The sequence below is a fragment of the Ruegeria sp. PrR005 genome, assembly GCF_010500245.1.
Lineage (GTDB): Bacteria > Pseudomonadota > Alphaproteobacteria > Rhodobacterales > Rhodobacteraceae > Ruegeria_B > Ruegeria_B marisflavi.
In genome coordinates this window covers 1-21,728 of the sequence record NZ_JAAGOX010000019.1, presented here as the reverse complement: position 1 = coordinate 21,728, position 21,728 = coordinate 1, and the positions used below count along the sequence as shown (strand labels likewise).

The window sequence follows — 21,728 nt, the reverse complement described above, 5'->3', positions numbered from 1 at the left end:
CGTCAGCCGCCAGCGATCGTTTGCAGGTTGGCCAGCGGGGTCAGGCCGCCGGAGATGAGCGAAATGGTCTTGGTCCACTGGGCATAAGGCGCCTCGGTGACATAGAGCGTATCCTCGTCCCGGATCACGAAATCGCGGGCGATGAACAGCCCGTTGGGCTCGGTCAGGTTCAGCACATAGACCATGCGCTGCGCGCCTTGCAGGTCGTCGCGGCCCAGCACCTGGCCCGCGATCTCGGCCGGTTCGTTACGGAACACAAAGACCCCGGTCGGGTCCGAGGCGGCCGAAATCAGGCCGCCCACCTGGGCGATCGCCTCAAGCGCGGAGAGGTCCTGGGTCTCGAAGGGCACGCGCGCCTGGGTGCTGGTGGCCCCCAGTGCGGTGAACGAACGGGTGTCCTCCTCGACCAGGATGCGGTCGCCGCCGCGCAGGGCGATGTCCAGCTCGGGGTAGTTGAACAGGTCCTGGTACCAGACTTTGCCCTGCTGATTGCCGCGGATCACGGTGACCTCGGCGATCTCGGGCTGGATGGTGATGCCGCCGGCCTGCGCCAGCATGGTTGCCAGCGTGCGGGTCGGACGTTCGATCGGATAGACGCCCTGGCCGCCCACAGCACCGGTCAGCGACACGGTCGAGCCATCGCCCGCGAGGCGACGCACCTGGACCTGCGGGTCCGGGGTCTGTTCCTCAAGCTTGGCGGTGATCGCTTCGCGCAGCTGCTCGGGCGTGTTGCCCGAGGCGCGCAGGCGTCCGGCATAGGGCACAAAGATGAAGCCGGCGCTGTCGACCTGCACCTCTTCCAGAACCGTGGCATTGGTGCCTTCGCTGGCCAGAAGCCCGTCATCGACGTTTTCCCAGACGGTCAGACCCAGTACGTCACCGGGCCGGATCGTGTCCGAGGTCAGGGCGGAGGCGTTCTTGAACGCGTCCGAGAAGCCCAGCGCGGGCACCACGGCGGTGGCGCGGGTCACCCGGTCGTTGACGGCGACGATAAATGCGTCGCCTTCCTTCTGCACGGAACCGGCAAAGATTTCCCGCTTGTTGGGCCCGACTTTCGGCAAAGAACAAGAGGCCGCGACAGACATCGCAGCCAACACGGCAACGGGCTTCGCCCAGCGGACGGGGTTAAGTTTCACTGCTCGGTCTCCTCGACCTTATATGTTTCTGCCTCAGATTTTTTTCTCAAACTATCGGAATCCGGATGAAAAATCCAGTACCAGGAGTTGTGCCGTTCAGTTGACCAATCGCAACTGTTGCCTTGGTGCCGCTTTTCCCGATTTGAGCGCATCATAGGGGTCATCGCGCGACAACATCATGTCGACCACCTGGCGCAGCAGCTGCCGGCGCCCCTTGCGGGAATAGAAACCGCCGGGCAGCTGGCTGGTTTCCAGCAGATAGCGGCGGTATTCCTTGTAGGCGCGGCTGTCCGGGCGGTCGGCGGCGGCGAAAAAGTCGGCCACCGGCTGGGTCGAGACAAATTCGGGCTTGTCGTATACTGCGCGGCCAAAGACCTTGAGCGGAATGCCACGCCACAACACCTGCTGACCGGCGGTCGAGTTCACGGTGACGGCGCTGCGCGCGTCGTTGAGCAGTTGCGCCAGCTTGCCGCCGCGCACGTAATGCACCCGGCCTTTCAACCCGTGCTGGCGGGCCAGCCGCCGCACCTCGCGCCGGAGCGGCACGCGGCCATCCTCCAGCGGATGCGCCTTGACCACCAGATGGTGATGCCGTGGCGCGCCCTTGGCAAAGCCGTCGAAGATCTCGGCCAGGAAATCGGTCATCGAGGCAAAGGGCGAATGCATCCGGAACGAGCTGTCATGTTCCAGCTGCAACAGCGCCAGGTGATAGGGAAAGCCGCCGTTTCGGATACGCGCGGTGGCCAGCATCCGCTCGACCGCCAGCACCGGCATCAGCAAGAGCCTTTGTAAATACAGCAGGAATTCCTTGGTCACCGGCAGGTCGCGATGCGGCCTGAACCGGCGATAGCCCTGGTTGGTGAACATGACGAACCAGTGATAGAGCGCGCCGTAAAAGATGTGCTGACGCATGTCGCCCCAATGGGCGGGCGGCAGCGGCGTTTCCATGTCCGACAGCGCCAGCGCCACGCGCATGTCCTCGATCGTCATCTCCATCAGGCGCGAATTGCCGTTCGACCCGCCGCGTTCATAGGTGACCCAATATGGCCGCAGATAGCCTTCCTCGAACACATGGATACCCAGGCCCCGCGCCCGCGCGGCGGCCACGGCGGCGGCATGGATGGGGCGCGTGTCGCCATAGAGCACGATATCGGTCACGCCCCGGGTCTCCAGCAGATCGGCCAGCGCCGCGGGCCAATCCTCATGCGCGCCCTTGTAGGGAATATAGCTCCGCGTGTGGAACCAGAAGGCCCGGTCGCCCGAGTTGAAGCCCACGCGCCAGACCTCTGCCCCGGCGGCGCGCAGCATGCGGCCGAGCGCGTCGAAAAAGGGTCCATGCGGCCCCTGTAGGAACAGGAACACCCGCCTGGTCTGGGTCTGGTTCGGCATCTGCGGTCCTTCTCCGGCTGCGCCTGCCCAAATTCGCGGCATTCCCATCATCCTGCATGATCATTCGGGCCAAACTATGACCCGGACGGGGCGGGCGGGCAAGCATCGGGGCTTGTCCGGCGCGAAACACAGCGTTACGTCAGGGGCAGGAATACAAGTGCGGGGTAAGGAACATGTTCACCGGCATCGTGACCGACATCGGCACCGTGGTCGAGCTGGAGCAGCGCGGCGACCTGCGGGCGCGCATCCGCACCGCCTATGATACCGGGCGCATCGACATCGGCGCCTCGATCGCCAGCGACGGCGTCTGCCTGACGGTGATCGCGCTGGGCGCGGACTGGTACGATGTCGAGGTCAGCGCCGAGACCGTGTCCAAGACCAACCTGGGCGGATGGACCGTCGGCAAGCGGCTGAACCTGGAACGCGCGCTCAAGGTGGGCGACGAGCTGGGCGGCCATATCGTGTCGGGCCATGTCGACGGCGTGGCCGAGGTGGTTTCGGTCACACAAGAGGGCGACAGCACGCGGGTCCGGTTCCGCGCCCCGCATGCGCTGGCGCGCTTCATCGCGCCCAAGGGCTCGGTGGCGCTGAACGGCACCTCGCTGACGGTGAACGAGGTCGAGGGCGATGAATTCGGCATCAACCTGATCCCGCACACCAAGGAGGCGACAACCTGGGGCGATGTGCGCGCGGGCGACCTCGTCAACCTCGAGATCGATACGCTGGCGCGCTATGTGGCGCGCCTGGCCGAGGCGGGCTAGGGCCATGGCCGGGGTCGGGCACAACGGCGGGCCGTCGATGGAGCCGGGGCAGGTCTGGCGCACCCATGCCTGGCGGCAGGCGCAAAAGGCGCTGATGCCCAATGCCATCCCGATGCTGGTGCTGAAAATGCGCATGAACCGCGCCGCCGAACTGGGCATGGACTATCGCACCTATGCCAAGGTGCGCCAGTATTCCGGTCAGGACATCATGGGGCTGCTGTTTTCGTCGAACGCGCTGCGCATCTTCGGCTCGGGCGGTGAAATGCCCGAGGCCGAGGCACGAACGCTGTCCGAGGTCCGCAATGCCCGCCGACTGGCGCTGGTGCATCCGCCCGCCGCCCCGGCCACCGTACTGGCCGCCACAAGGGCGCTGGAGGATGCCGCCCGAGCGCCGCGCCTTGTCGACAGCTGGTCCGAGATGCGCGCCCGCGTCCAGGGGCTGATCCAGGCGCAGCGCTTGCCGGGCTCGGCGGTGCTGGTGATCGGCGACGCGCCACTCGAAGCCGAATGGGTCGCCGCAGGCCGTGCCGCGGGCTATCTGCCCTCGGCCGAATACTTCCGCCACCAGGCCGTCTAGAGCTCCTGTCCCGCCCCTTCATTTCGCCCAAAATACTCCGGGGGAGTCGCGCAAGGCGCGACGGGGGCAGCGCCCCCTCTGACCCGCCCACCGGATCAGGGTGGCGCTCCCGCCCCCTGATGCCGCATCGCAGATGCGCCCCCAGGCGTTGGGCCGGACGCGGGGCCGACCCGGGCGCGAGGGCGCCCGCGTCAGCCCCACGCGGACGCAGCGGCGCGCGAGGGTTCTGCACGGCCGTTTGGGCGTGGTATCCGCGCGTCGGGCGGCACACTTGCCCCTGGTCGGGGGAGGAGGTGGTCTCTCTTACCTCCGGCATCGGGCCGCAGCCTTCCCGCTTCTTTCTGGTCAAAATACTCGGGCGGAGTCGCGCGGAGCGCGACGGGGGCAGCGCCCCCTCTGACCTGCCCACCGGATCAGGGTGGCGCTCCCGCCCCCTGATGCCGCATCACAGATGCGCCCCCAGGCGTTGGGCCGGGCGCGGGGCCGCCCCGGGCGCGAGGGCGCCCGCCTAGCCCCGCGCTACGCCGCGTCCGGGGCGCTGTCTGCCGTTTGTGTACTGGCATTCGCGCGCCGGGTGGTCTATCTGCGCAAACAGACCAAGACAGCTGAAAGGCCGCCCCATGAGCTTTGAAACGCCCGGACCCGTCGAGGCCCGCCTGCGCGACGCGATCAGTCCGATCGAGGAGATCATCGAGGAGGCGCGCAAGGGCCGGATGTATATCCTGGTCGATCACGAGGATCGCGAGAACGAGGGCGACCTGTGCATCGCCGCCGAGTTTGCCGATGCCGCCGCGATCAACTTCATGGCCACCCACGGGCGCGGGCTGATCTGCCTGCCGATGACCGCCGAGCGGATCGACCGGCTGGGCCTGCCGATGATGGCGGTGAACAACTCGTCGCGGCACGAGACCGCCTTTACCGTCTCGATCGAGGCGCGCGAGGGGGTGTCGACCGGCATTTCCGCCGCCGACCGGGCGCTGACCGTGGCCACCGCGATCAACGAACAGAATACCATGGCAAGCCTGGCCACGCCGGGCCATGTCTTTCCGCTCAGGGCCAAGCGGGGCGGGGTGCTGGTGCGCGCCGGCCATACCGAGGCGGTGGTGGATATCTCGCGTCTGGCCGGGCTGAACCCCGCGGGCGTGATCTGCGAGATCATGAAGGAAGACGGCACCATGGCGCGGCTGCCCGATCTGGTGGAGTTCGCCGCCACCCACGGGATGAAGATCGGCACCATCAGCGACCTGATCTCCTATCGCGCCCGCAACGACAACCTGGTGGACGAGACCGCCCGCAGCACCGTCACCTCGGAATATGGCGGTGACTGGGAGATGCGCATCTTTACCGACCAGACCCACGGCATCGAACATGTGGTGCTGGTCAAGGGCGATGTCTCGACCCCCGAACCGGTGCTGACCCGCACCCATGCGCTGCACGAGGCATCGGATGTGCTGGGGCTTGGCCCCAAGCCGACCCAGGAACTGCCGCGCGCGATGGAGAAGATCGCCGCCGAAGGGCGCGGCGTCGTCTGCCTGTTCCGGCAGCCGCGCAACGCGCTTTATGCCAGCGACGAGGACGGCGTGCGCACCATCAAGCAGACCGGCCTGGGTGCCCAGATCCTGTCCAAGATGGGCCTGCACGAGCTGATCCTGCTTACCGACTCGCCGCAAACCAAATATCTCGGGCTCGACGCCTATGGCCTGTCCATCGTCGGCACCCGCCCCATTCTGAAGGACGCCTGACATGGCCGGACATGAAACCCACTACATCCTGCCGCGCCCCGAATTCGACAAGCCGGTGAAACTGCTGATCGTGGTGGCGCCCTATTACAAGGACATCGCCGACAATCTGGTCGCCGGCGCCAAGGCCGAGATCGAGGCCGTGGGCGGCACCTGGGAGCTGATCGAGGTCCCCGGCGCGCTGGAAGTTCCGACCGCCATCGCCATGGCCGACCGGATGTGCAATTTCGACGGTTACGTGGCGCTGGGCTGCGTGATCCGGGGCGAGACCACCCATTACGACACCGTCTGCAACGACAGCTCCCGCGCGATCCAGCTGATGGGTCTTCAGGGCGCCTGCATCGGCAACGGCATCCTGACGGTCGAGAACCGTCCCCAGGCCGAGGTGCGCGCCGATCCGGCCGCGATGAACAAGGGCGGCGGTGCCGCCGCCGCGGCCTTGCATCTGATCGCGCTCGGCCGTAAGTGGGGCGCTTCGACCAAGGGCGTGGGCTTCAAACCGATGTCCGAGTCGATCCTCTTGGCAGACAAAGGCAACGGAACCGCTTCCGCATGACCAAAAAACGGCAGATGAAATCGGCGGCCCGGCTCTATGCCGTGCAGGCCCTGTTCCAGATGGAGCACTCCAGCCAGACCGTCGAGGCGGTGGTGACCGAGTTTCTCGATCACCGGTTCGGCGCGGTCTATGACGGCGACGAGATGGCCGAGGGCGACGCGGCCCTGTTCCGCACCCTGGTCGATGGCGCGGTCAACAACCAGGCGCTGGTTGACCAGATGACCGACCGGGCGCTGGTGGCGAAATGGCCGATTTCACGCATCGACCCGACGCTGCGCGCGCTGTTCCGCGCCGCTGGCACCGAACTGACGCAAAGCGACACGCCGCCCAAGGTGGTGATCACCGAATTCGTGGATATCGCGCGCGCATTCTTCCCCGAGGGGCGCGAGACCAGTTTCGTCAATGCCGTTCTGGACCACATGGCGCGCGAGGCCCGGCCCGAGGCGTTCTGATCCGCGATCTGCCGCCCCCCGGCTGCTGCCAAAAAAGACGCGGCATCAATCCTCGGATTGCGCCGCGCCTTGATTGACAAATGCCTAGATGAAAAAGCCAGGCGCCACCACTCACAGCAGAAACCCGGTATCCAGACGCTAGCGGATCATAGGTGACCGCGAAACCTATCTCTTCCGATAGGTGGCTTAATTCAGCAGCCCCATTTTTACCGCCCGCACCAGCGCTGCTTCGCGGGTCGGCGCGCGCAGCTTGTCGCGGGCCGATTTCAGATGCGTGCGCACGGTGATTTCGCTGATCCCCAGCGTCTCCGAAATCTGCTCGTTGCGCAGACCGTTGGCCAGCAGATGCAGCACCTCGCGCTCGCGCCGCGACAGCGGCGCGGTTGTCCCCAGAATCGGCGCCAGATCCTGGCCCGCGTTCTGGTCGCCTTCGACCCCGGGGCCGAGGTTGGTGGCGATGACGGTGGCCAGGATGCGCATGCCGCTTTCCTGTTCGGTCATCCAGGCTTCGGCCTCGGGGTGGTCGGTGAACAGGGCCACCAGCATCGCGGTATTGCCGGGGCAGGGGACCACTAGGCTGAACACATGCTGATAGCCGTGCTCGACCAGCCCGGAATATAGGCCCGCGGCCGTGGCCGAGTTGGACTGCAACAGGCGCCGGCCCGAATCGATGTACAGGCTGTCGGGCCCCTGCACGGTCTGCGCCAGGACCAGGTCGGCATCGGCATAGCCGCTCTCGGCATAGATCTTCAGCCACTGCGGCGTCATCGAGCTGCGCGCCCAGTGCAGGATGCCCGTCTTTGGCGTGAACTGCCCCATGTTCACGGCCCGAAAGCCAAACGCGCCCAGCCGCTCTACCGTGTGGTCCCATCGGGCAGCATCGTCAAAGATATGGGAAAGGCTTTCCAACAGATCGAGCGCAAACTTTGTGATATTTCGCATTCCGGTCCCGGCATATATTGTCGCAGTTGTTACGCATGACCCTGTATTCCGGATCATTCTGCGCTAGAATTTCCGAGATAAACAGGGAGTTTGGCCATGCCACAGCTGATCCGTCTCTACGTCATCCAGGTTCTTGTCGGTTTTGCCCTGTCCGCGGTGTTTGTCGCCGGGCTGATCTGGCTGGATATCGCCGGGCTCAAGGGGCTGATCGTGCGCTCCGATTCGGCGCTCTTGGCGGTGTTCATGCTGTGGTTCATGAATGGCATCGTCTTTGCCGGGGTGCAATTTGCTTGGAAAATCATGAGCCTGGCCGAAACCGACGAGGGGCCGCGCGGCGGCAGCGCCGTCTCTGATCTGCGCCCCGCACCCGTCCGGCAAGAGGCGGCGCGGCGCGGCTGATCAGAGGTGCGGCGGGAACCACCAGGGTTCGACCGTGCGGTTCGATTCCCGAGGACCTGTATGTACAGGTGGGCGCCAGATAATCAGGCCAGGACCTGAACAGAGCCAGCCCCCTCGGAAATGTTTAAGGCCACCGGAATGCTACCTGTCACGAGAAGGGCAGAACCCGCCATCGTCATAAGTAGGGCCGCCACCGGGCGCGCGCAAGAGGGATCGGAAGACAGACGATCACCTTGCCCGGTGACCGGCGGGATACCGCCCCGCCGCGTGACCGGTTTCAAGACGGGGAGGGCGCCTTCCGGCGCCGATCCGCTGCGTACAAAACGGTCAATCCCACCTCAAACCCGGGTACAAAACGGTCAGTATGCCGTACAAACCTGCGGCTTGACCCTGCCGGGCGCCTCGCCCACAACTCTCGCCAACGGTTTGACAGAACGGATACCCGACATGGCCTATGATCCCGACAACATCTTTGCCCGTATCCTGCGCGGCGAGATTCCCGCGACCCGCGTTTACGAAGATGAAGACACCCTTGCCTTCATGGACATCATGCCGCGGGCCGACGGGCACCTGCTGGTGATCCCCAAGACGCCGTGCCGCAACGTGCTGGACGCCAGTCCCGCGCAGCTGGCCGCGGTCATGAGCACGGTACAGAAACTCAGCCATGCGGTGATGAAAGCCTTTGATGCCCAAGGGGTTACCCTGCAACAGTTCAACGAGGCCGTGGGCGGGCAGGAGGTGTTTCACCTGCATTTCCACGTGCTGCCCCGGCACGAAGGCGTCCGTCTGCGCCCGCCCGGACAGATGGGCGACATGGCGCTGATCGCCGAGCAGGCAGAGAAGATCCGCGCCGCGCTGGGTTAAGAAAATTGGGGCCTGCCCCTTGAACCTATAGCGGCTGTAGCCATTAGCTGTGGATGCGAACCGCAATTGGAACCGCATCCGCATGCCACACGATCACCACCACCATCACCACCACCACATCGACGCGGCCACCGGCGACGCCCGCGTCGCTTGGGCCATCGCCGTCAACATGGCCCTGACCTTTGTACAAATCGTCGGCGGCCTGCTCTCCGGCTCCCTCGCCCTCATCGCCGACGCGCTCCACAACTTCTCGGATGCGGTGGCGCTGATCATCGCCTTCTTTGCTCGCAAGATCGCCCGGAGACCCGCAGATGACAGGATGAGTTTCGGCTATGGGCGGGTCGAGGTGGTGGCCGCGCTGGTTAATTACACGACCCTTGTGGTTCTGGCTTTTTACCTGATTTACGAAGGAGTTATGCGGTTCTTTGAACCGCAGCCGATCGACGGTTGGCTGGTGGTCTGGATCGCGGTCGTGGCGCTGGTCATCGACCTTGTGACGGCGGCGCTGACCTGGTCGCTGTCGAAGAATTCGATGAATATCCGGGCCGCGTTCCTGCACAATGTGGCCGACGCGCTGGGCTCGGTCGCTGTGATCGTCGCGGGGTCCGCGGTTATCTGGTTCGGCTGGATCTGGGTCGATCCCCTGGTCACCCTGATGATCGCTTTGTACATTTTGTGGCACGTCTGGTCCGAAGCCGGCGCCGCGATCCAGGTCCTGATGCTCGGCACCCCACCCGGGCTGGAACCCGAACGTGTGGCCAGCTATGTCGAAGGCGTGGAAGGGGTCCAGGCGGTGCATCATGTCCACCTGTGGAGCCTTCAGGAAAACGCGGCCGCCTTGACCGCTCATCTGGTGATCGCTCCGGGCGCCTGGTCGCAGGCGGACGCGATCAAGGCCAGGGTAAAGTCCGGCCTCGAACGGGAATTTTCCATTGAGCATACGACGTTAGAGGTGGAATGCGCGGTTCATGCCTGTGTCCACCCGGCCCGGATCGGCAGCGGCTCTGCCTGACCGGCCGCAAAGAAATTGCCGCCCCGTGCAACACGGGGCGGCGGATCTGAAACAATGGTCTGCTGCCACTCTTCAAGACCGGCAAGCATACGCGACTTGATGAAAACACCACTCACTCACTGAACGGTATGTGCAGTTCTGGCATGCGCCGCGGGCTTGCCGCATGACCCATTTGGGTTATTCTCATGATTAGTTCGTTACAGCGGCTGTGCAAGCTGTGGCCGGATTTGCCACTATGTCAAAATCGGTCTCCGATGCCGAGTTTGGGAGGTTAACTATTCGCGACGATTTCGGAACCCATGCGACTCCGACCAGAGAGCAAGTGATCGCCGCAATCTACGAGATCGTTTTGCGGCCCGATCACTATGAGCGTGTGGTATCGGTCTGGGACGACCACCTGTCTGATCTGTTGCGGGACATGGGTGATTTCTCGAATGCGGGCGAACAGCCTTTGGCGGCCGAGTTGCAGGTCGATCCCGAGTTGCAGGATCATTTCCGCCGGGCACATGTGATTCTGGAACAGCTGGGGCGCAAGGCGCCGCAATCCGAGCTGGAGCGGTGCATCAACGGCGCGCCGGGATTCGTGTTGCTGACAGGCGTCGATGGACGCGTCCGGGCCGCTGGACAGGCGGCGCGGCAATTGCTTGATAATCCACGTGATCTTGGGGCGCTCAGAGCGCATTTGCCTGTGCCGAGCGCGCAGATGCTCGACGGGCTGTTGGAGGCGGCGCGCGAGGGAACGGATCAGGCTCAGGCCGTTGTTCTGAGCACGGACATGCGGCCCCGGCACCTGATCGCGCGCATGGCCCCCTGTGACGAGGGTTCGGGGCAGATCATGATCGAAAGTCTCGACTATCAATGGACACCCGCCGCCGAACGGATGCTGGTCTCATCCTTTGGCCTGTCCCCGGCCGAAGTGGAAATCGTGCGCAACCTTATGGAGGGGCACAGCCTGCGCGAGATTGCCGAGCGCTCGCACCGGTCCGAGCACACGGTTCGAAATCAGGCGAAATCGGTTCTGGCCAAGACCGGCGCCCCCGGGCAGGCAGACCTGATCCGGCTGGTGGCTTTTCTGATCGAGCGGGGGAATCAGCTGCGGACCAACGGGCATCCCGGTGCCGTCGATCTGAACGACGAGGTGCTGGAGATGCGCACAGGCCTCAAGATGCAGCTCTATCAGTGCGGTGATCCCAAGGGCCGGCCGGTAATCTATCTGCATGGCATGATGGATGGCCTGGCGCCGTTGCAATATCTCAAGGACCGGTTGCACCGGCGCGGATTGCGTATTCTGGCACCGGTGCGTCCGGGATATGGGCGCTCGGAGCCGGTGGCCGACCCGCATGCCGCACTGCGCGCGATGTCGGATCATGTGGGCGAGTTGATGGATCGTTTCGACATCCGGCGCGCTGCCGTCCTGGGGCACATGGCCGGCGTCGTTCAGGGCCACACGATCTGTGCCGGCGGCGATCCGCGTGTCCGGGGCATGGTCGCGGTGGCCGGCAGCGGGCCATTGTTGCGCCGTGACCAGTTCCGCGGAATGGCCCGGCGACAGAGAGTCATGGGTTATACCGCGCGCTGGACGCCAAGCCTGTTGCCGTTTTTCGTTCGGGCGGCCATCTCGCTGATCGATAGCGAAGAGGTGCAGACCTTTATGGATGCCCTGTACCCGCCCGGAACGCATGAACGTGACGTGGTTGCGCGCCTGAACCTGGGAGAGCTGATGCACGCCGGTTATCGCTTTGCCGCGCAGGCCGGAACCGAGGGGTTTGTCAGCGATGCGCGGGTCATGGTCTCGGACTGGGTGTCGCCGCTGTCCAAACAGGCAAAGCCGGTGATCCATCTGCATGGCGCGCTGGATCCGGTTGTGCCCGTCGGCGTGGCAGAGGAGTTTGCCGGGACCCGCACCAATGTCACGTTCCGGGTGCTAGCGGATGTTGGCCAGTTCCTGATCTACGAGCGCCCGGATGTTGTTCTGGATGCGCTCGACGAGTTGCCAGCCTAAGGGTCAATCGGTCTGATCGTCTCCGAACACCAGATCGAAACTGTGTCGCAGGGCAACATCGACATCCGCCATGGTGACCGGTAGCCCCAGATCGACCAGGGACGTGACCCCGAATTCGGTGATGCCACAGGGCACGATGCCCGAGAAATGGCTCAGATCCGGTTCCACGTTGATCGAGATGCCGTGGAAGCTGACCCATTTGCGGATCCGTATGCCGATTGCCGCGATCTTGTCCTCGGCCGGTTTGCCGGTGACTGTCAGGGGCTTGTCGTCGCGGCGGACCCAGACGCCGACGCGGCCCTCGCGGATTTCGCCGCGGATGTTGAACTCGGCCAGCGCCGCGATCACCCATTCCTCGAGCTGCTGGACAAAGCGGCGCACGTCATGGCCGCGTTTGCCTACGTCGAGCATAACATAGACCACCCGCTGGCCGGGCCCGTGATAGGTATACTGTCCACCGCGTTTGCTGTCGTAGACCGGGAAACGGTCGGGGTCGGTCAGGTCTTCGCGCCGGGCAGAGGTGCCCGCCGTGTACAGCGGCGGGTGTTCCAGCAGCCAGACGCACTCGTCGGCCTCGCCCGCCGATATGGCGGCGGCGCGTGCCTCCATAAAGGCCACCGCCGCATCGTAATCGGTCAGCCCGTCTGTGATCTTCCATTCCATGGCATTGTCTTAGCGTGCGGGTCGGGGCAGGGGAAGGGGGCTAGGCTGCCTCGGCCAGACAGCGCTGGATCACCTGTGCATAGGTGTCGGCCCCTTGCGCGCCGGTCAGGAGGTACTTGCCGCCAAACACCATCGAGGGGACACCGGAAATGCCGTGCTGTGTCCAGAACTTCTGTTTCTCGCGCACGGCGGCCTGATAGGCGCCCGAGGCCAGCGCCGCCTCGGCGGCCGCCCTGTCCAGCTCGGCCGTCGCCACCACATCGAGCAGAACCGCCGGGTCCGATACATCGCGGCCATGGGTGAAATAGGCCGCGAACAGTGCCAGTTTCAGCGGATGCTGACGGCCCTGGCCCTCGGCCCAGTCGAGCAGTTGATGGGCGGCAAAGGTGTTCACGATGCTGCTGTCGTCGGTGAAATTGAAAGCGAAGCCCAGATCGGCCCCGATTTCGGTCAGGCGGGCGCGAGCCTCGGCGCTCTGCGCGGGCGTGGAGCCGTATTTCTCCATGATATGTTCGCGCAGGTTCTGGCCTTCGGGCCCCATCTGCGGGTTCAGCTCAAACGGGTGCCACCGCAGTTTCACCAATGCGCCCGTCTGTGCAAGCGCCTGATCCAGTTGCAGAAAGCCAACGATGCACCAGGGGCAGACCACATCCGATACGATGTCGATTTGCAGCACAGGGCGGGTATCGGTCGCGGTCATGTCTCTTCCTTGTTTGTCTGTTGCATCCCGTTCTAAGCCCAAGGGTAAGGGCGGGGGAAGAGAATTCAAGCAGAGGTGATTTTTGCCTCTTCACATCCCTGCGACCCTCGTCTATACGCCGCTCTACCAAGTCACTGGCAGTGCGGTCGTGGCGGAATTGGTAGACGCGCAGCGTTGAGGTCGCTGTGGGGTAACACCCGTGGAAGTTCGAGTCTTCTCGACCGCACCATAACTTGGCCTTGAAGTCCTTGTTTTTCAAGAATAACAGTCGTGTAGCGCCCATCCTGAGACACTTTTCGGGACACAAATGGGACACTGGCGATGGTGACGATGGTGAAGCTCAAGTACGTTGACGAACTTTCCGGGGGCCGCAAGCGCTTCCGGCGGCGTTATCCCAAGGACGCGGCTCAGGTGCTGGGCGAGGAATTCTTTCAGGTCCCCATGAAGGCCCGCCTCGGGGCCGCTCTGGTTGTTGAGCAGGAAGCACTGCTTGCCGAATTCGACAAGATCGTCACCAAGGCCAAGCGCAAGGCGGCAGGACAGGGAACGCTGTCGCCGCTTGAGCACTGGCGGGAGGCGGTCAAGGAAGCCGAGGCCATGAAGGCCGCCATCAGTGGCGTGCATGACGAGGATGAAGCGCAAACGATCTTGGCCGAGGACCTCCACAAGCGAGGCGCTGACCCTGTCTTGGTCAAGGCAGTCATGCAGCCGGACGCAGAGGCCCCGCCGGTGACCATGCTGGATGCCAAGGAGATGTACCGTAAGGAGCGCATGGGTGGTGCGACCGGGCGAAATCAGAAGAACAGGCTTGATCGGGTTTGCCGCAGGGTTGAGGAGGCGCTTGGGCCGCTGCACACGCTACCGTTGGTCGAGTTCAAGCGGGAACACGGCAGAAAGCTCAGGGACTTCATGTTGGCGCAGAGGAAGTCGGACGGCAGCCTCCTGTCTCCGCTCTCGGTACGGCGTGAACTGGACATGGTACGGGCGATGGTTTCGCTGGCCATTGTCGAGTTCGACCTGAAAGGCAAGGCGCACAACCCCTTCGATGGTCTGGACCTGCCCAAGAATGACATTCCGCCCGACAACGAATGGGAGCGGCGCGACCCGCTGCCCAAGGAGGTCATTCTGGAGATGCGCAAACGCATTCGGGGCAACCTGCGTGAACCCGTGCTGGGGCTGATCTGGCGGCTGCTTGAGGGGACCGGCTGCCGTGGGGCCGAAATCGTCGGCCTCAGGGTGGAAGACGTTCATGTTGATGCCCCGAACCCGCATATCTGGGTGCGCTGGCACGAGGAACGGCGGGTGAAAACCAAGGTGTCCATCCGGGCGGTGCCCCTTGTCGGAGACGCGCTGGTGGCCGCCAAGGACGCCCTGTGGCTCGCCAAGGGCGAGAAGATGCTGTTCCCCCGCTACGCCTATGAGGGCGGCCCTGACGCGGTCTCACAGTCGCTCATGAAGCACCTGCGCAAGATCACCAAGAACAAGCGCCACGTCGTCTACTCCCTGCGGCACAACATGAAGGACCTGCTGGTTTCCGCAGGGGTGCCGGAACGCGACGAACATCGCATTCTCGGGCATTCCCTCGGCGGTGTAGGCGACCGGGTCTATGGCGGCGGCGAGGCGCGGTTGAAGGCGGCGACCGACGCGATGAAGGCGGCGATTGCTCTGGCCCCCTGAGCGCCCTACTGCTTTACGGCCCGCTCCTGATTGAGGTGGAACAACCGGGCCAGGATTTCGTCGTCGGTCAGCTTGCCCGCGCGCCAGTCGTCGCCCCAGCCATAGGCTTCGGCCACCGCCTCGTCGAGCCGCTTGTGAGCATGGTCGAGCCATGCGGGGCGGGCGTTGTAGAGGTTGGTCAGGGTGCGCTTCCTCAGTTCCTTCTCCGCTTTGTCGTCCTTAGGCAACAAGCGGTCGGGGTAACCTTCGACCATCTCGGGGACACGGGTAACGAGGTCGGGCGGGTTCAGCCAGTTTTCGCGCAGGCGGTTTAACTCTGCGGCTGCTTCGGCGATCTTCTTAGCGCGGGGGTCGTTGGCGTAGTCGGCGGCCGACATGTTTGGTGTCAGACCTTGCGGGAAAGGGAAGGTCTCGAAGGTGGTAGACGTGGTGTAGCGATGGTCGTTTCCTGCACCGTGCTTACTACCAAGGCTCACGGACCACAATTCGTGGAAGGTCGACGATAGAACGCCGAATGCCGTGTCGTCACTCCGCGCAATTGCGTAGAGCTTGTGGCCCGGAAGGGTTGTGTGAGGAAGCCAAACAAATAGCCGGTACTTGGATGTTTCAGGAGTGGCAATGAACCTTGCCAACCCATCAAGAGCCTTTCGCATGCCGGGTCGTGCCTCGCCATGCAACCACCAATTTTCCCGATGGTTTTGCCGCCTTACTTGGTCCCGTTGTGGCTTGACCTTCTCCATAACCCACTCGTAAGGCTTCTCAAAGAAGCACGCATCCTTCTGCGACATGACTGCCCCGAAGTCGATAATCCACTTGTCCTGCGGGCGGCGAACAACGTCGATGCCATTCGCCCATGGGACAACCACTTCCGAGTTCAACCGACCGTTGGCGTTGGACGGCAATTCTATTAACATTTGGGCGTCTTTACGACTTAGATCGAAGGGACCCACCTTGATGGTCCCTTGGAAGGCGACAGCCCTGTTCTCCGCTAGCTTGGATACAGAAGCGAGGTCACTGCCGCCGCGCGCATGTGCCAAGTCAGAGAATATCTTTGGGACAGCCATCCCGTCCAATCGTGACGGCTGCCCATGCATTCGGTCGAAACAGACCATCGACACTCGCACTGCGGCTCCTTCTACTGTCCACTCCTCGTCAGACCACGCATCAAAAATGCGCCCCGTCTCCACGACGGGTTTCAGCACCTCGCGATTTACCCCACTACGGATGGAATTAGTGGAGACAAGCCCTGCGCGCGTCAGACGGCCTTCACACATCATTTCCCAAGCCTTGGCGAACCAGTAGGCCACGAGGTCCACGCCACCGGGAACGCCCTTCCAAGCTTTGCGCAGGTTGGTCGCATAGTCCTCTCCCAGTGCCGAGATCATGCGCTTGTTCCCAAGGAAGGGCGGGTTGCCCACGACCACATCCGCGTCCGGCCAGTTGGCCTTGGTGCCATCGGGGGCCAGCACGGCGTCCCGGTTCTCGATGGTGCCCAAGGGGCGCAGTATGGGGTTACGGGCAGCGTCAAAGCCGTTGCGGCGCATCCACTGGATTTCCCCGACCCAGACTGATACGCGGGCCAGTTCGGCGGCGTAGGGGTTCAACTCGATACCCTTGACGCATTCCGGCCCGATGGTCGGAAACTGCTTCTGCAGGCCCAGCGCCTCGGCCTCCAGGTTGGTGCGGTGTTCTATGTCCTTTAGCGCCAAGAGAGACAGGTACAGGAAGTTCCCCGACCCGCAGGCAGGGTCGAGCACGCGAAAACCTCGCAAGCGCTCCAGAAACTCCGCATGCAGGCGTTCGGCCTCCTTCTCGGCCTTGGTCTGGGCCGACCGCGACTTGGCGCTCTGCGCCTTGCTGAGAGCCTCTTCGATACCGGCTTTGATCTCGGCCCATTCCGCCAGCAGCGGCTCGACGATCACCGGGTTCACGATCTGCATGATCTTGTCGCGGTCGGTGTAGTGTGCACCGAGTTGCGACCTTTTGTCGGGGTCGAGACCACGTTCGAACAGCGTGCCCAGAATGGACGGGTCGATTTCGGACCAGTCGAGCTTGGCGGCGGTCAGCAGGTCAGCCAGATCGTCCTTTTCCAGCGGCAGGGCGGTGTCGTCGTCAAAGAGACCACCGTTGAACCGCTCCACCTTCTCGAACCCGACGCGACCCCCGGATTGCATCGCGGCGAACAGGTCCTTGGCGAAGGGCTGGAACTCGGTCGGTTCCTTCTGGCACAGCTCCAGCATCTTCTGGAACATCTTGTTGGGCAGCAGGTCCACATCCTCGGCGAACATGCAGAACACCAGACGGTTCACGAAATGGGCCACCGTGGCGGGGTCGTGCTTGCGGTCCCTGAGGCGCTGGGCGAGCGAGGCGAACTTCTGTGCAGCCTCTTCGGTCAAGGCCTGACGGGTCTTGGCGGGGCGCAGGCGTTCGGGGTCGAGAAAGCAGTTGCGCAGGAGGTCGCGCGTCTTGGCGTCCAGCAGGTCCTGCAACTCGAACGCATGAACCTGCTGCACCGTGTTGGTCCAGTTAGTGTGAACCCGGAAGCGGGCCATGTCGGACACGATCAGAAGCGGCGGGTTCTCCAGCGCAATGCTGTATTGAAGAAGCTGGTCGAAGGCCTTGTCGAGGTCCTTCTTCTTGCCCTTGTACTCCCAGGCAAAGCAGCCCTTGCGCCAGACGTCGGCCCAGCCTTCGCCGCCAGAGGTCTTGGACGCGCCACGCTCGAAGGTGAACCAGTCGCCCTTGGGGTCGGCTGTCACCGGGTCTTCGATACCCAGCAGCGTGCAGAGGTCAAGGAAGTGTGCTTGCGAGGCGCTGCGTTCCTTGAGTTCGACCGCCTGCCATTTCTTAATGAAGTCCGCTGCCTGCATCTGCTCACCCACGAGTTCTCCCATAGGTTTATCACCGGGGTTCGCTCGGTAAACAGCGTTGAATGCCTTCGGGGCAGAAAACTGCACCAGATCGGTTCCCCAAGGCCGCACCCCGGAACGGGGACGGAAATATTTTCACCGAAAAAATCCGACAGCCGGGATAGATATATCGGCTACTGGCGGTTCCCCCCGGTGGGGCGGGGGTCACGGGCAGGCGGGGTTCGCTTGATCGCTTGGCTTTTGGTATCGAGACCCGCCTAGCGCCGTGGATTGCTCACAAGGGTATACCTCTGAGAACAACACAAGAGCAGTGTGCTATGCTGTTCTTAAGGGTTGACTTCTCCTTATGAACACCTCAGATATGAGAACATAACCCTATTGAACAGGCAGCAACATGACCAAGACCTTCCTGTATGCTCGCGTTTCCACATCCGAACAGACCAGCGCCCACCAGTTGGAACAAGCGCGCAAAGCTGGCTTCGACATCCATGACGACGACGTAATCACCGACCATGGCACCTCGGGTGTCACCACTCGGCTCGCGGAAAGGGAAGGCGGCAAGGCACTCCTTCACAAACTTCGCGACGGGGACACGCTCGTGGTCCGGTGGCTGGACCGCTTGGGGCGCAATTACCGGGACGTGACGGACACGCTCAGGGACTTGCTGAGACGCGGTGTCACGGTCAAGACAGTGATCAACGGGCAGACCTTCGATGCGCACCCGAAGAGCGCCACAGACGAGGCAGTAAGAGATGCCCTGATTGGGTTCATGGCGGCGCAAGCTGAGGCGCAGGCACAGGCCACGAAGGAAGCTCAGGCAGCAGGCATCGCCTACCACAAGGGTACCTCTCCCGAAAAGTTCAAGGGCCGAAAGCCCAGCTTCGACCGTAAGCAGTTCGAGGAAATCAAGGCTTTGGCGGCGGCCGGACAGGGTCATTCCGCAATCGCGAAAGCCACCGGGTTGAACAGGAACTCGGTCATTCGCATAGCCTCGGACCCCGAAAAAGCGGAGGCTTCGTTGGCCCGCTGGGGCTTGTGATGACGACTGCTGGAGACTAACTCCCACCCTGCCGGAAACCCTTATCGAACACGCCAAGATCGAGCAGCCTGAGGCATACCGAGGCCGCAAGTCCAGCTATGACCGTGACCAGTTGAACCTCGTGCTGGACATGACGAACACCGGAGCGGGGACCTCGGAGGTGGCCCGAGCGGCGGGGTTGAGCCGCCAGACGGTCCTTCGCATCCGTCGCGATCTGGCCGAAGCAGAGGCCGGACTGGCCCGCTGGGGCATGTAAGCAAAATCAACAGGTTATGATTTACCCACATACTAGAGGTAAAGCACCCACACCATAGCCCCAAGACGACGAACCTCCGCCGTTCGCCTCTGAGCCCCTCGGGCAATTATCCCCCACCCTAGAAGAACACGGTGCCGCCTGCCAGCGGTCACCAGACCCGAACCCTCGAATGGCCCTCGCCCTGCCCGGCGGGGGCTTTCCTATTTCTGCTGAAGAAAGGAACCAGATGCAGAACGCAACCACAACCAGCGGTGCCCAGCCCGACCAGAGCCAGACCCGCACAACCTGCCGTTTCCTCTGGCCTCGGGACATCACCAGCGACCCCGAGTTCCGGTTCCGGCACACCGGTACCGACAGAGGCCATGTTCGCGGTCTCGCCCAAACGCTCCGAACGTCGGGTGAACTCGATCCAGTCCTCGTCTGGCAAGAGATCGACCCCACCGGACAGCCGACAGGTCGCCTCGTTCTTCTTGACGGCCACCATCGACTTGCCGCTTATGCCACCGCCAAGCCCCGCGAGGGCGTGCCCGCAGCCGTCTTTCACGGGGACCGGGCGGGGGCCATGCTGGCAGCCGTGAGAGCAAACTCGCGGGAGCAATTGCCGCTGACCAAGAACGAGAGAATGGATGCGGCCTGGAGGTTGGTCAGGCTTCCCGGCGAGCGGCTCAAGGTCAAGGACATAGCCGGAGCCTCCGGGGTCGGGCCGCGTTCCGTCGACAACATGCGCAAAAGGTGGAAGGCGATGATCGCAGCAGGAAAAGAAGCAACCGGCGAATGGTGGCGAGATCGCCATGACGACTTGCCGGAGCGAAAGGACCGGCCCGAGATGACCGACGCCGAACGCCGCGCCCATATCGAGCAGATCGCCACGAGAATTCGCGAGGCGCTCGGCAAGATGCCATGGCAGGATGAGGAAATTGCCGCCGAGGCCATACAACTTGCTGTCGGAACCGCAAAGCTGCGGTCGATGGCAGAGTGGCTCTTCTTCGGTGACGAGTTTGAAGCTGCCGAAACGGGCTCCTTTGCCGGAAACCTGCGTGAGCCCGATACGGCCCCCGACGATTGCGACTTCTGACGCAGCAATCACGCACTCCATAGGAACACGCATTTTGCGTGTTTCGCGGTGCCGTACCCCCGGCTTGACCATGTTCCGAATTCAAAGGGCGGCCTAGCCGGGGTTCGATTGCGCATCCCCTAACCCAACCACAACCAAACTGATGCGGAACCGTCGGCGACAAGCCGCGCGGACCACGATGCATCGCAAGTCAAAACCAAGAAAGCTAACCATGAACACGACTACCTTGACGTCACATGATAACCAGAACGTAACCAGCGAACGCGGTGCCCAGCTCGACGAGAGCCAGACCCGCATCGAAATCTTCACGGACGGTTCCTGCATCGGCAACCCCGGCCATGGCGGCTGGGGTTCAGTAACCCTTCGGAAAACAGTGGCGGGTGAGATCATCAAGTCTCGCGAGGCATTCGGCTATGACCTATCGACGACGAACAACCGGATGGAACTGACCGCCGTGTGCGCGACGCTGGAGAAACTGGGCAAGGTGACGGACGAGCCGATCACGGTTTTCTGCGACGCGAACCTTATCCCCAACTCGATGAATTCCTGGCTTGCGAAATGGAAGGCCAACGGCTGGAAGAGAAGTGGGGGTAAGGCCGTTGAGAACCGCGATCTCTGGGAGCGTCTGGAAAACGCTGCAGCAGGACGTAGCATCACGTGGGAATGGGTCCGTGGACACAACGGCTCCGAACACAATGAACGAGCTGACCGGTTGGCATATGCCGCCGCACGCCGTGCCGAGAAGAAACTCGCGACCCGATAGAACAACAACGACAAGGCAACCCCGGCGGAAATTCTGCCGGGGCAGCTCCCGCAAGGTTGGCCGCTGGGGATATTGAGCGAGCATGTGTGGTGGGGTGTGGATCGATTTTTTCTTGGTTGGGGGTTCAGTGGTACTGCTCAGACGCGCTTCGGACGGGGGGTATCTGACCGCATGTGCCTCCAACGCAATCATCAAGAACGTCCGAAGCTTAGTTTACCCTTGGTGACCGACATGCAACTATGCGGAGAACTCAAGATTCGAGGGGTAGCAAGTGCAACTTAAGGGTATCCAGATTGAAAAATTCAAGCGGATCGAAAACATCGATTTGTCCCTGTCTGACCTCAATATTCTTGTGGGGGCGAACGGCAGTGGAAAATCCTCGATACTTCAGGCGTTGCACTTGGCGTCTTGCTTGATGCGACAGGCCGACCGGATACGAACAGGCTCAACTGTAATGGTCCGTGTCAACGATCTAGATTACCTCCCAACCGATGAATACTGGCGACTCGGCAACGACGCGGACTGGGGAAATCGCGCTGACAGTCCCTCGTCTACGGTTCATTTTAAGTTTCAAGATGATAACGATACTGAAGTGACTGCGCGACTTGAAATGCGCTCAGCCCGGAATGCCGGGATTTCGGTGAAAGGCGAACTTCCCGAAGAGGTGAGACCGCAGTTTCGTGGTGACGAAGTCTTCTTCAGCGGTTTCATCCCTGGCATCTCAGGCATTCCAAATACAGAGCAGAAAAACTCCAAGCGTGTGGTTTTGAAGGCCTGTTTGTTGATTTCCACCCAGAAGTGAGCCGGGCCGGCGGATAATTTCCACTGAGAACTGAGCCATGTGAACCTTTCCCCG

General features: G+C 62.8%; 21 protein-coding genes and 1 tRNA gene. 16 read left to right on the top strand and 6 right to left on the bottom strand.

Features of this window, described 5'->3' with window-relative positions; genetic code table 11:
- Positions 1–2 precede the first annotated feature (2 nt).
- Together G0P99_RS12130 and G0P99_RS12125 are read right to left on the bottom strand one after the other, a co-directional pair.
- Complete coding sequence (locus tag G0P99_RS12130; protein ID WP_203583085.1) at positions 3–1,085, bottom strand: polysaccharide biosynthesis/export family protein; 1,083 nt, start codon at positions 1,083–1,085, stop codon at positions 3–5.
- Positions 1,086–1,232: 147 nt separating this feature from the next.
- Positions 1,233–2,525 carry a capsule biosynthesis protein gene (locus G0P99_RS12125; RefSeq protein ID WP_164130118.1) on the bottom strand — a complete coding sequence of 431 codons (1,293 nt, stop codon included), beginning with the start codon at positions 2,523–2,525 and terminating at the stop codon, positions 1,233–1,235.
- Positions 2,526–2,698: 173 nt separating this feature from the next.
- On the opposite strand from G0P99_RS12125, the gene G0P99_RS12120 reads away from it, so the two are divergent.
- The 5 genes from G0P99_RS12120 (at position 2,699) to nusB (ending at position 6,610) form a co-directional block, all read left to right on the top strand.
- Entirely contained in the window at positions 2,699–3,286 is a 588-nt protein-coding gene (locus G0P99_RS12120; RefSeq protein ID WP_164130116.1) for a riboflavin synthase, read from the top strand.
- A 4-nt stretch (positions 3,287–3,290) separates the two neighbouring features.
- On the top strand, positions 3,291–3,863 hold the full coding sequence (locus tag G0P99_RS12115) for a hypothetical protein (RefSeq protein ID WP_164130114.1): 573 nt from the start codon (positions 3,291–3,293) through the stop codon (positions 3,861–3,863).
- A 620-nt stretch (positions 3,864–4,483) separates the two neighbouring features.
- Positions 4,484–5,605, top strand: a complete 1,122-nt coding sequence (gene ribB / locus G0P99_RS12110; protein WP_164130112.1) for a 3,4-dihydroxy-2-butanone-4-phosphate synthase — start codon at positions 4,484–4,486, stop codon at positions 5,603–5,605.
- A 1-nt stretch (position 5,606) separates the two neighbouring features.
- Positions 5,607–6,158: a 6,7-dimethyl-8-ribityllumazine synthase gene (locus G0P99_RS12105; RefSeq protein ID WP_164130109.1), complete on the top strand. Its 552-nt coding sequence runs from the start codon at positions 5,607–5,609 to the stop codon at positions 6,156–6,158.
- Positions 6,155–6,610: a transcription antitermination factor NusB gene (gene nusB, locus G0P99_RS12100; RefSeq protein WP_164130108.1), complete on the top strand. Its 456-nt coding sequence runs from the start codon at positions 6,155–6,157 to the stop codon at positions 6,608–6,610. The genes G0P99_RS12105 and nusB overlap by 4 nt, the downstream gene beginning before the upstream one ends.
- A 186-nt stretch (positions 6,611–6,796) precedes the next feature.
- On the opposite strand, the gene G0P99_RS24490 is transcribed toward nusB, so the two are convergent.
- Positions 6,797–7,552, bottom strand: a complete 756-nt coding sequence (locus G0P99_RS24490; RefSeq protein WP_203583083.1) for a response regulator transcription factor — start codon at positions 7,550–7,552, stop codon at positions 6,797–6,799.
- A 96-nt stretch (positions 7,553–7,648) separates the two neighbouring features.
- Between G0P99_RS24490 and G0P99_RS12090 the strand changes: the two genes are divergently transcribed.
- The 4 genes from G0P99_RS12090 (at position 7,649) to G0P99_RS12075 (ending at position 11,829) form a co-directional block, all read left to right on the top strand.
- Positions 7,649–7,951, top strand: coding sequence for a hypothetical protein (locus G0P99_RS12090; protein WP_164130106.1), 303 nt, complete (start codon positions 7,649–7,651; stop codon positions 7,949–7,951).
- A 447-nt stretch (positions 7,952–8,398) separates the two neighbouring features.
- Positions 8,399–8,815 (top strand): HIT family protein, encoded by a 417-nt coding sequence (locus G0P99_RS12085; RefSeq protein ID WP_164130104.1) that lies wholly within the window; start codon positions 8,399–8,401, stop codon positions 8,813–8,815.
- 82 nt (positions 8,816–8,897) lie between these two features.
- Positions 8,898–9,827, top strand: a complete 930-nt coding sequence (locus G0P99_RS12080; protein WP_164130102.1) for a cation diffusion facilitator family transporter — start codon at positions 8,898–8,900, stop codon at positions 9,825–9,827.
- Positions 9,828–10,062: 235 nt separating this feature from the next.
- The gene (locus G0P99_RS12075; RefSeq protein ID WP_164130100.1) at positions 10,063–11,829 is read left to right on the top strand and encodes an alpha/beta fold hydrolase; all 1,767 of its coding nucleotides are present in this window, start codon (positions 10,063–10,065) and stop codon (positions 11,827–11,829) included.
- Between the two features lie 3 nt (positions 11,830–11,832).
- Here the strand turns inward: G0P99_RS12075 and lipB are convergent, their stop codons facing one another.
- Both lipB and G0P99_RS12065 read right to left on the bottom strand, forming a co-directional pair.
- Positions 11,833–12,492, bottom strand: a complete 660-nt coding sequence (gene lipB, locus G0P99_RS12070; protein WP_164130098.1) for a lipoyl(octanoyl) transferase LipB — start codon at positions 12,490–12,492, stop codon at positions 11,833–11,835.
- Between the two features lie 40 nt (positions 12,493–12,532).
- Complete coding sequence (locus G0P99_RS12065; protein ID WP_164130096.1) at positions 12,533–13,192, bottom strand: DsbA family oxidoreductase; 660 nt, start codon at positions 13,190–13,192, stop codon at positions 12,533–12,535.
- A 142-nt stretch (positions 13,193–13,334) separates the two neighbouring features.
- Here G0P99_RS12065 and G0P99_RS12060 point away from each other — a divergent pair.
- A tRNA-Leu gene (locus G0P99_RS12060) sits at positions 13,335–13,421 on the top strand.
- Between the two features lie 92 nt (positions 13,422–13,513).
- On the top strand, positions 13,514–14,869 hold the full coding sequence (locus G0P99_RS12055) for a tyrosine-type recombinase/integrase (RefSeq protein WP_164130094.1): 1,356 nt from the start codon (positions 13,514–13,516) through the stop codon (positions 14,867–14,869).
- Between the two features lie 5 nt (positions 14,870–14,874).
- Here the strand turns inward: G0P99_RS12055 and G0P99_RS12050 are convergent, their stop codons facing one another.
- On the bottom strand, positions 14,875–17,751 hold the full coding sequence (locus tag G0P99_RS12050) for a class I SAM-dependent DNA methyltransferase (RefSeq protein ID WP_370462770.1): 2,877 nt from the start codon (positions 17,749–17,751) through the stop codon (positions 14,875–14,877).
- Positions 17,752–18,133: 382 nt separating this feature from the next.
- On the opposite strand from G0P99_RS12050, the gene G0P99_RS12045 reads away from it, so the two are divergent.
- The 5 genes from G0P99_RS12045 (at position 18,134) to G0P99_RS12025 (ending at position 21,674) form a co-directional block, all read left to right on the top strand.
- Positions 18,134–18,778 (top strand): recombinase family protein, encoded by a 645-nt coding sequence (locus G0P99_RS12045; RefSeq protein WP_164130092.1) that lies wholly within the window; start codon positions 18,134–18,136, stop codon positions 18,776–18,778.
- A gap of 28 nt (positions 18,779–18,806) precedes the next feature.
- Positions 18,807–19,034: a helix-turn-helix domain-containing protein gene (locus G0P99_RS24955; RefSeq protein ID WP_164130157.1), complete on the top strand. Its 228-nt coding sequence runs from the start codon at positions 18,807–18,809 to the stop codon at positions 19,032–19,034.
- Positions 19,035–19,203: 169 nt separating this feature from the next.
- Positions 19,204–20,109, top strand: a complete 906-nt coding sequence (locus G0P99_RS12035) for a ParB/RepB/Spo0J family partition protein (protein WP_164130090.1) — start codon at positions 19,204–19,206, stop codon at positions 20,107–20,109.
- A gap of 211 nt (positions 20,110–20,320) precedes the next feature.
- Positions 20,321–20,872, top strand: a complete 552-nt coding sequence (locus G0P99_RS12030; protein WP_164130088.1) for a ribonuclease H — start codon at positions 20,321–20,323, stop codon at positions 20,870–20,872.
- A gap of 271 nt (positions 20,873–21,143) precedes the next feature.
- Positions 21,144–21,674, top strand: a complete 531-nt coding sequence (locus G0P99_RS12025; protein ID WP_164130086.1) for an AAA family ATPase — start codon at positions 21,144–21,146, stop codon at positions 21,672–21,674.
- Positions 21,675–21,728 lie beyond the last annotated feature (54 nt).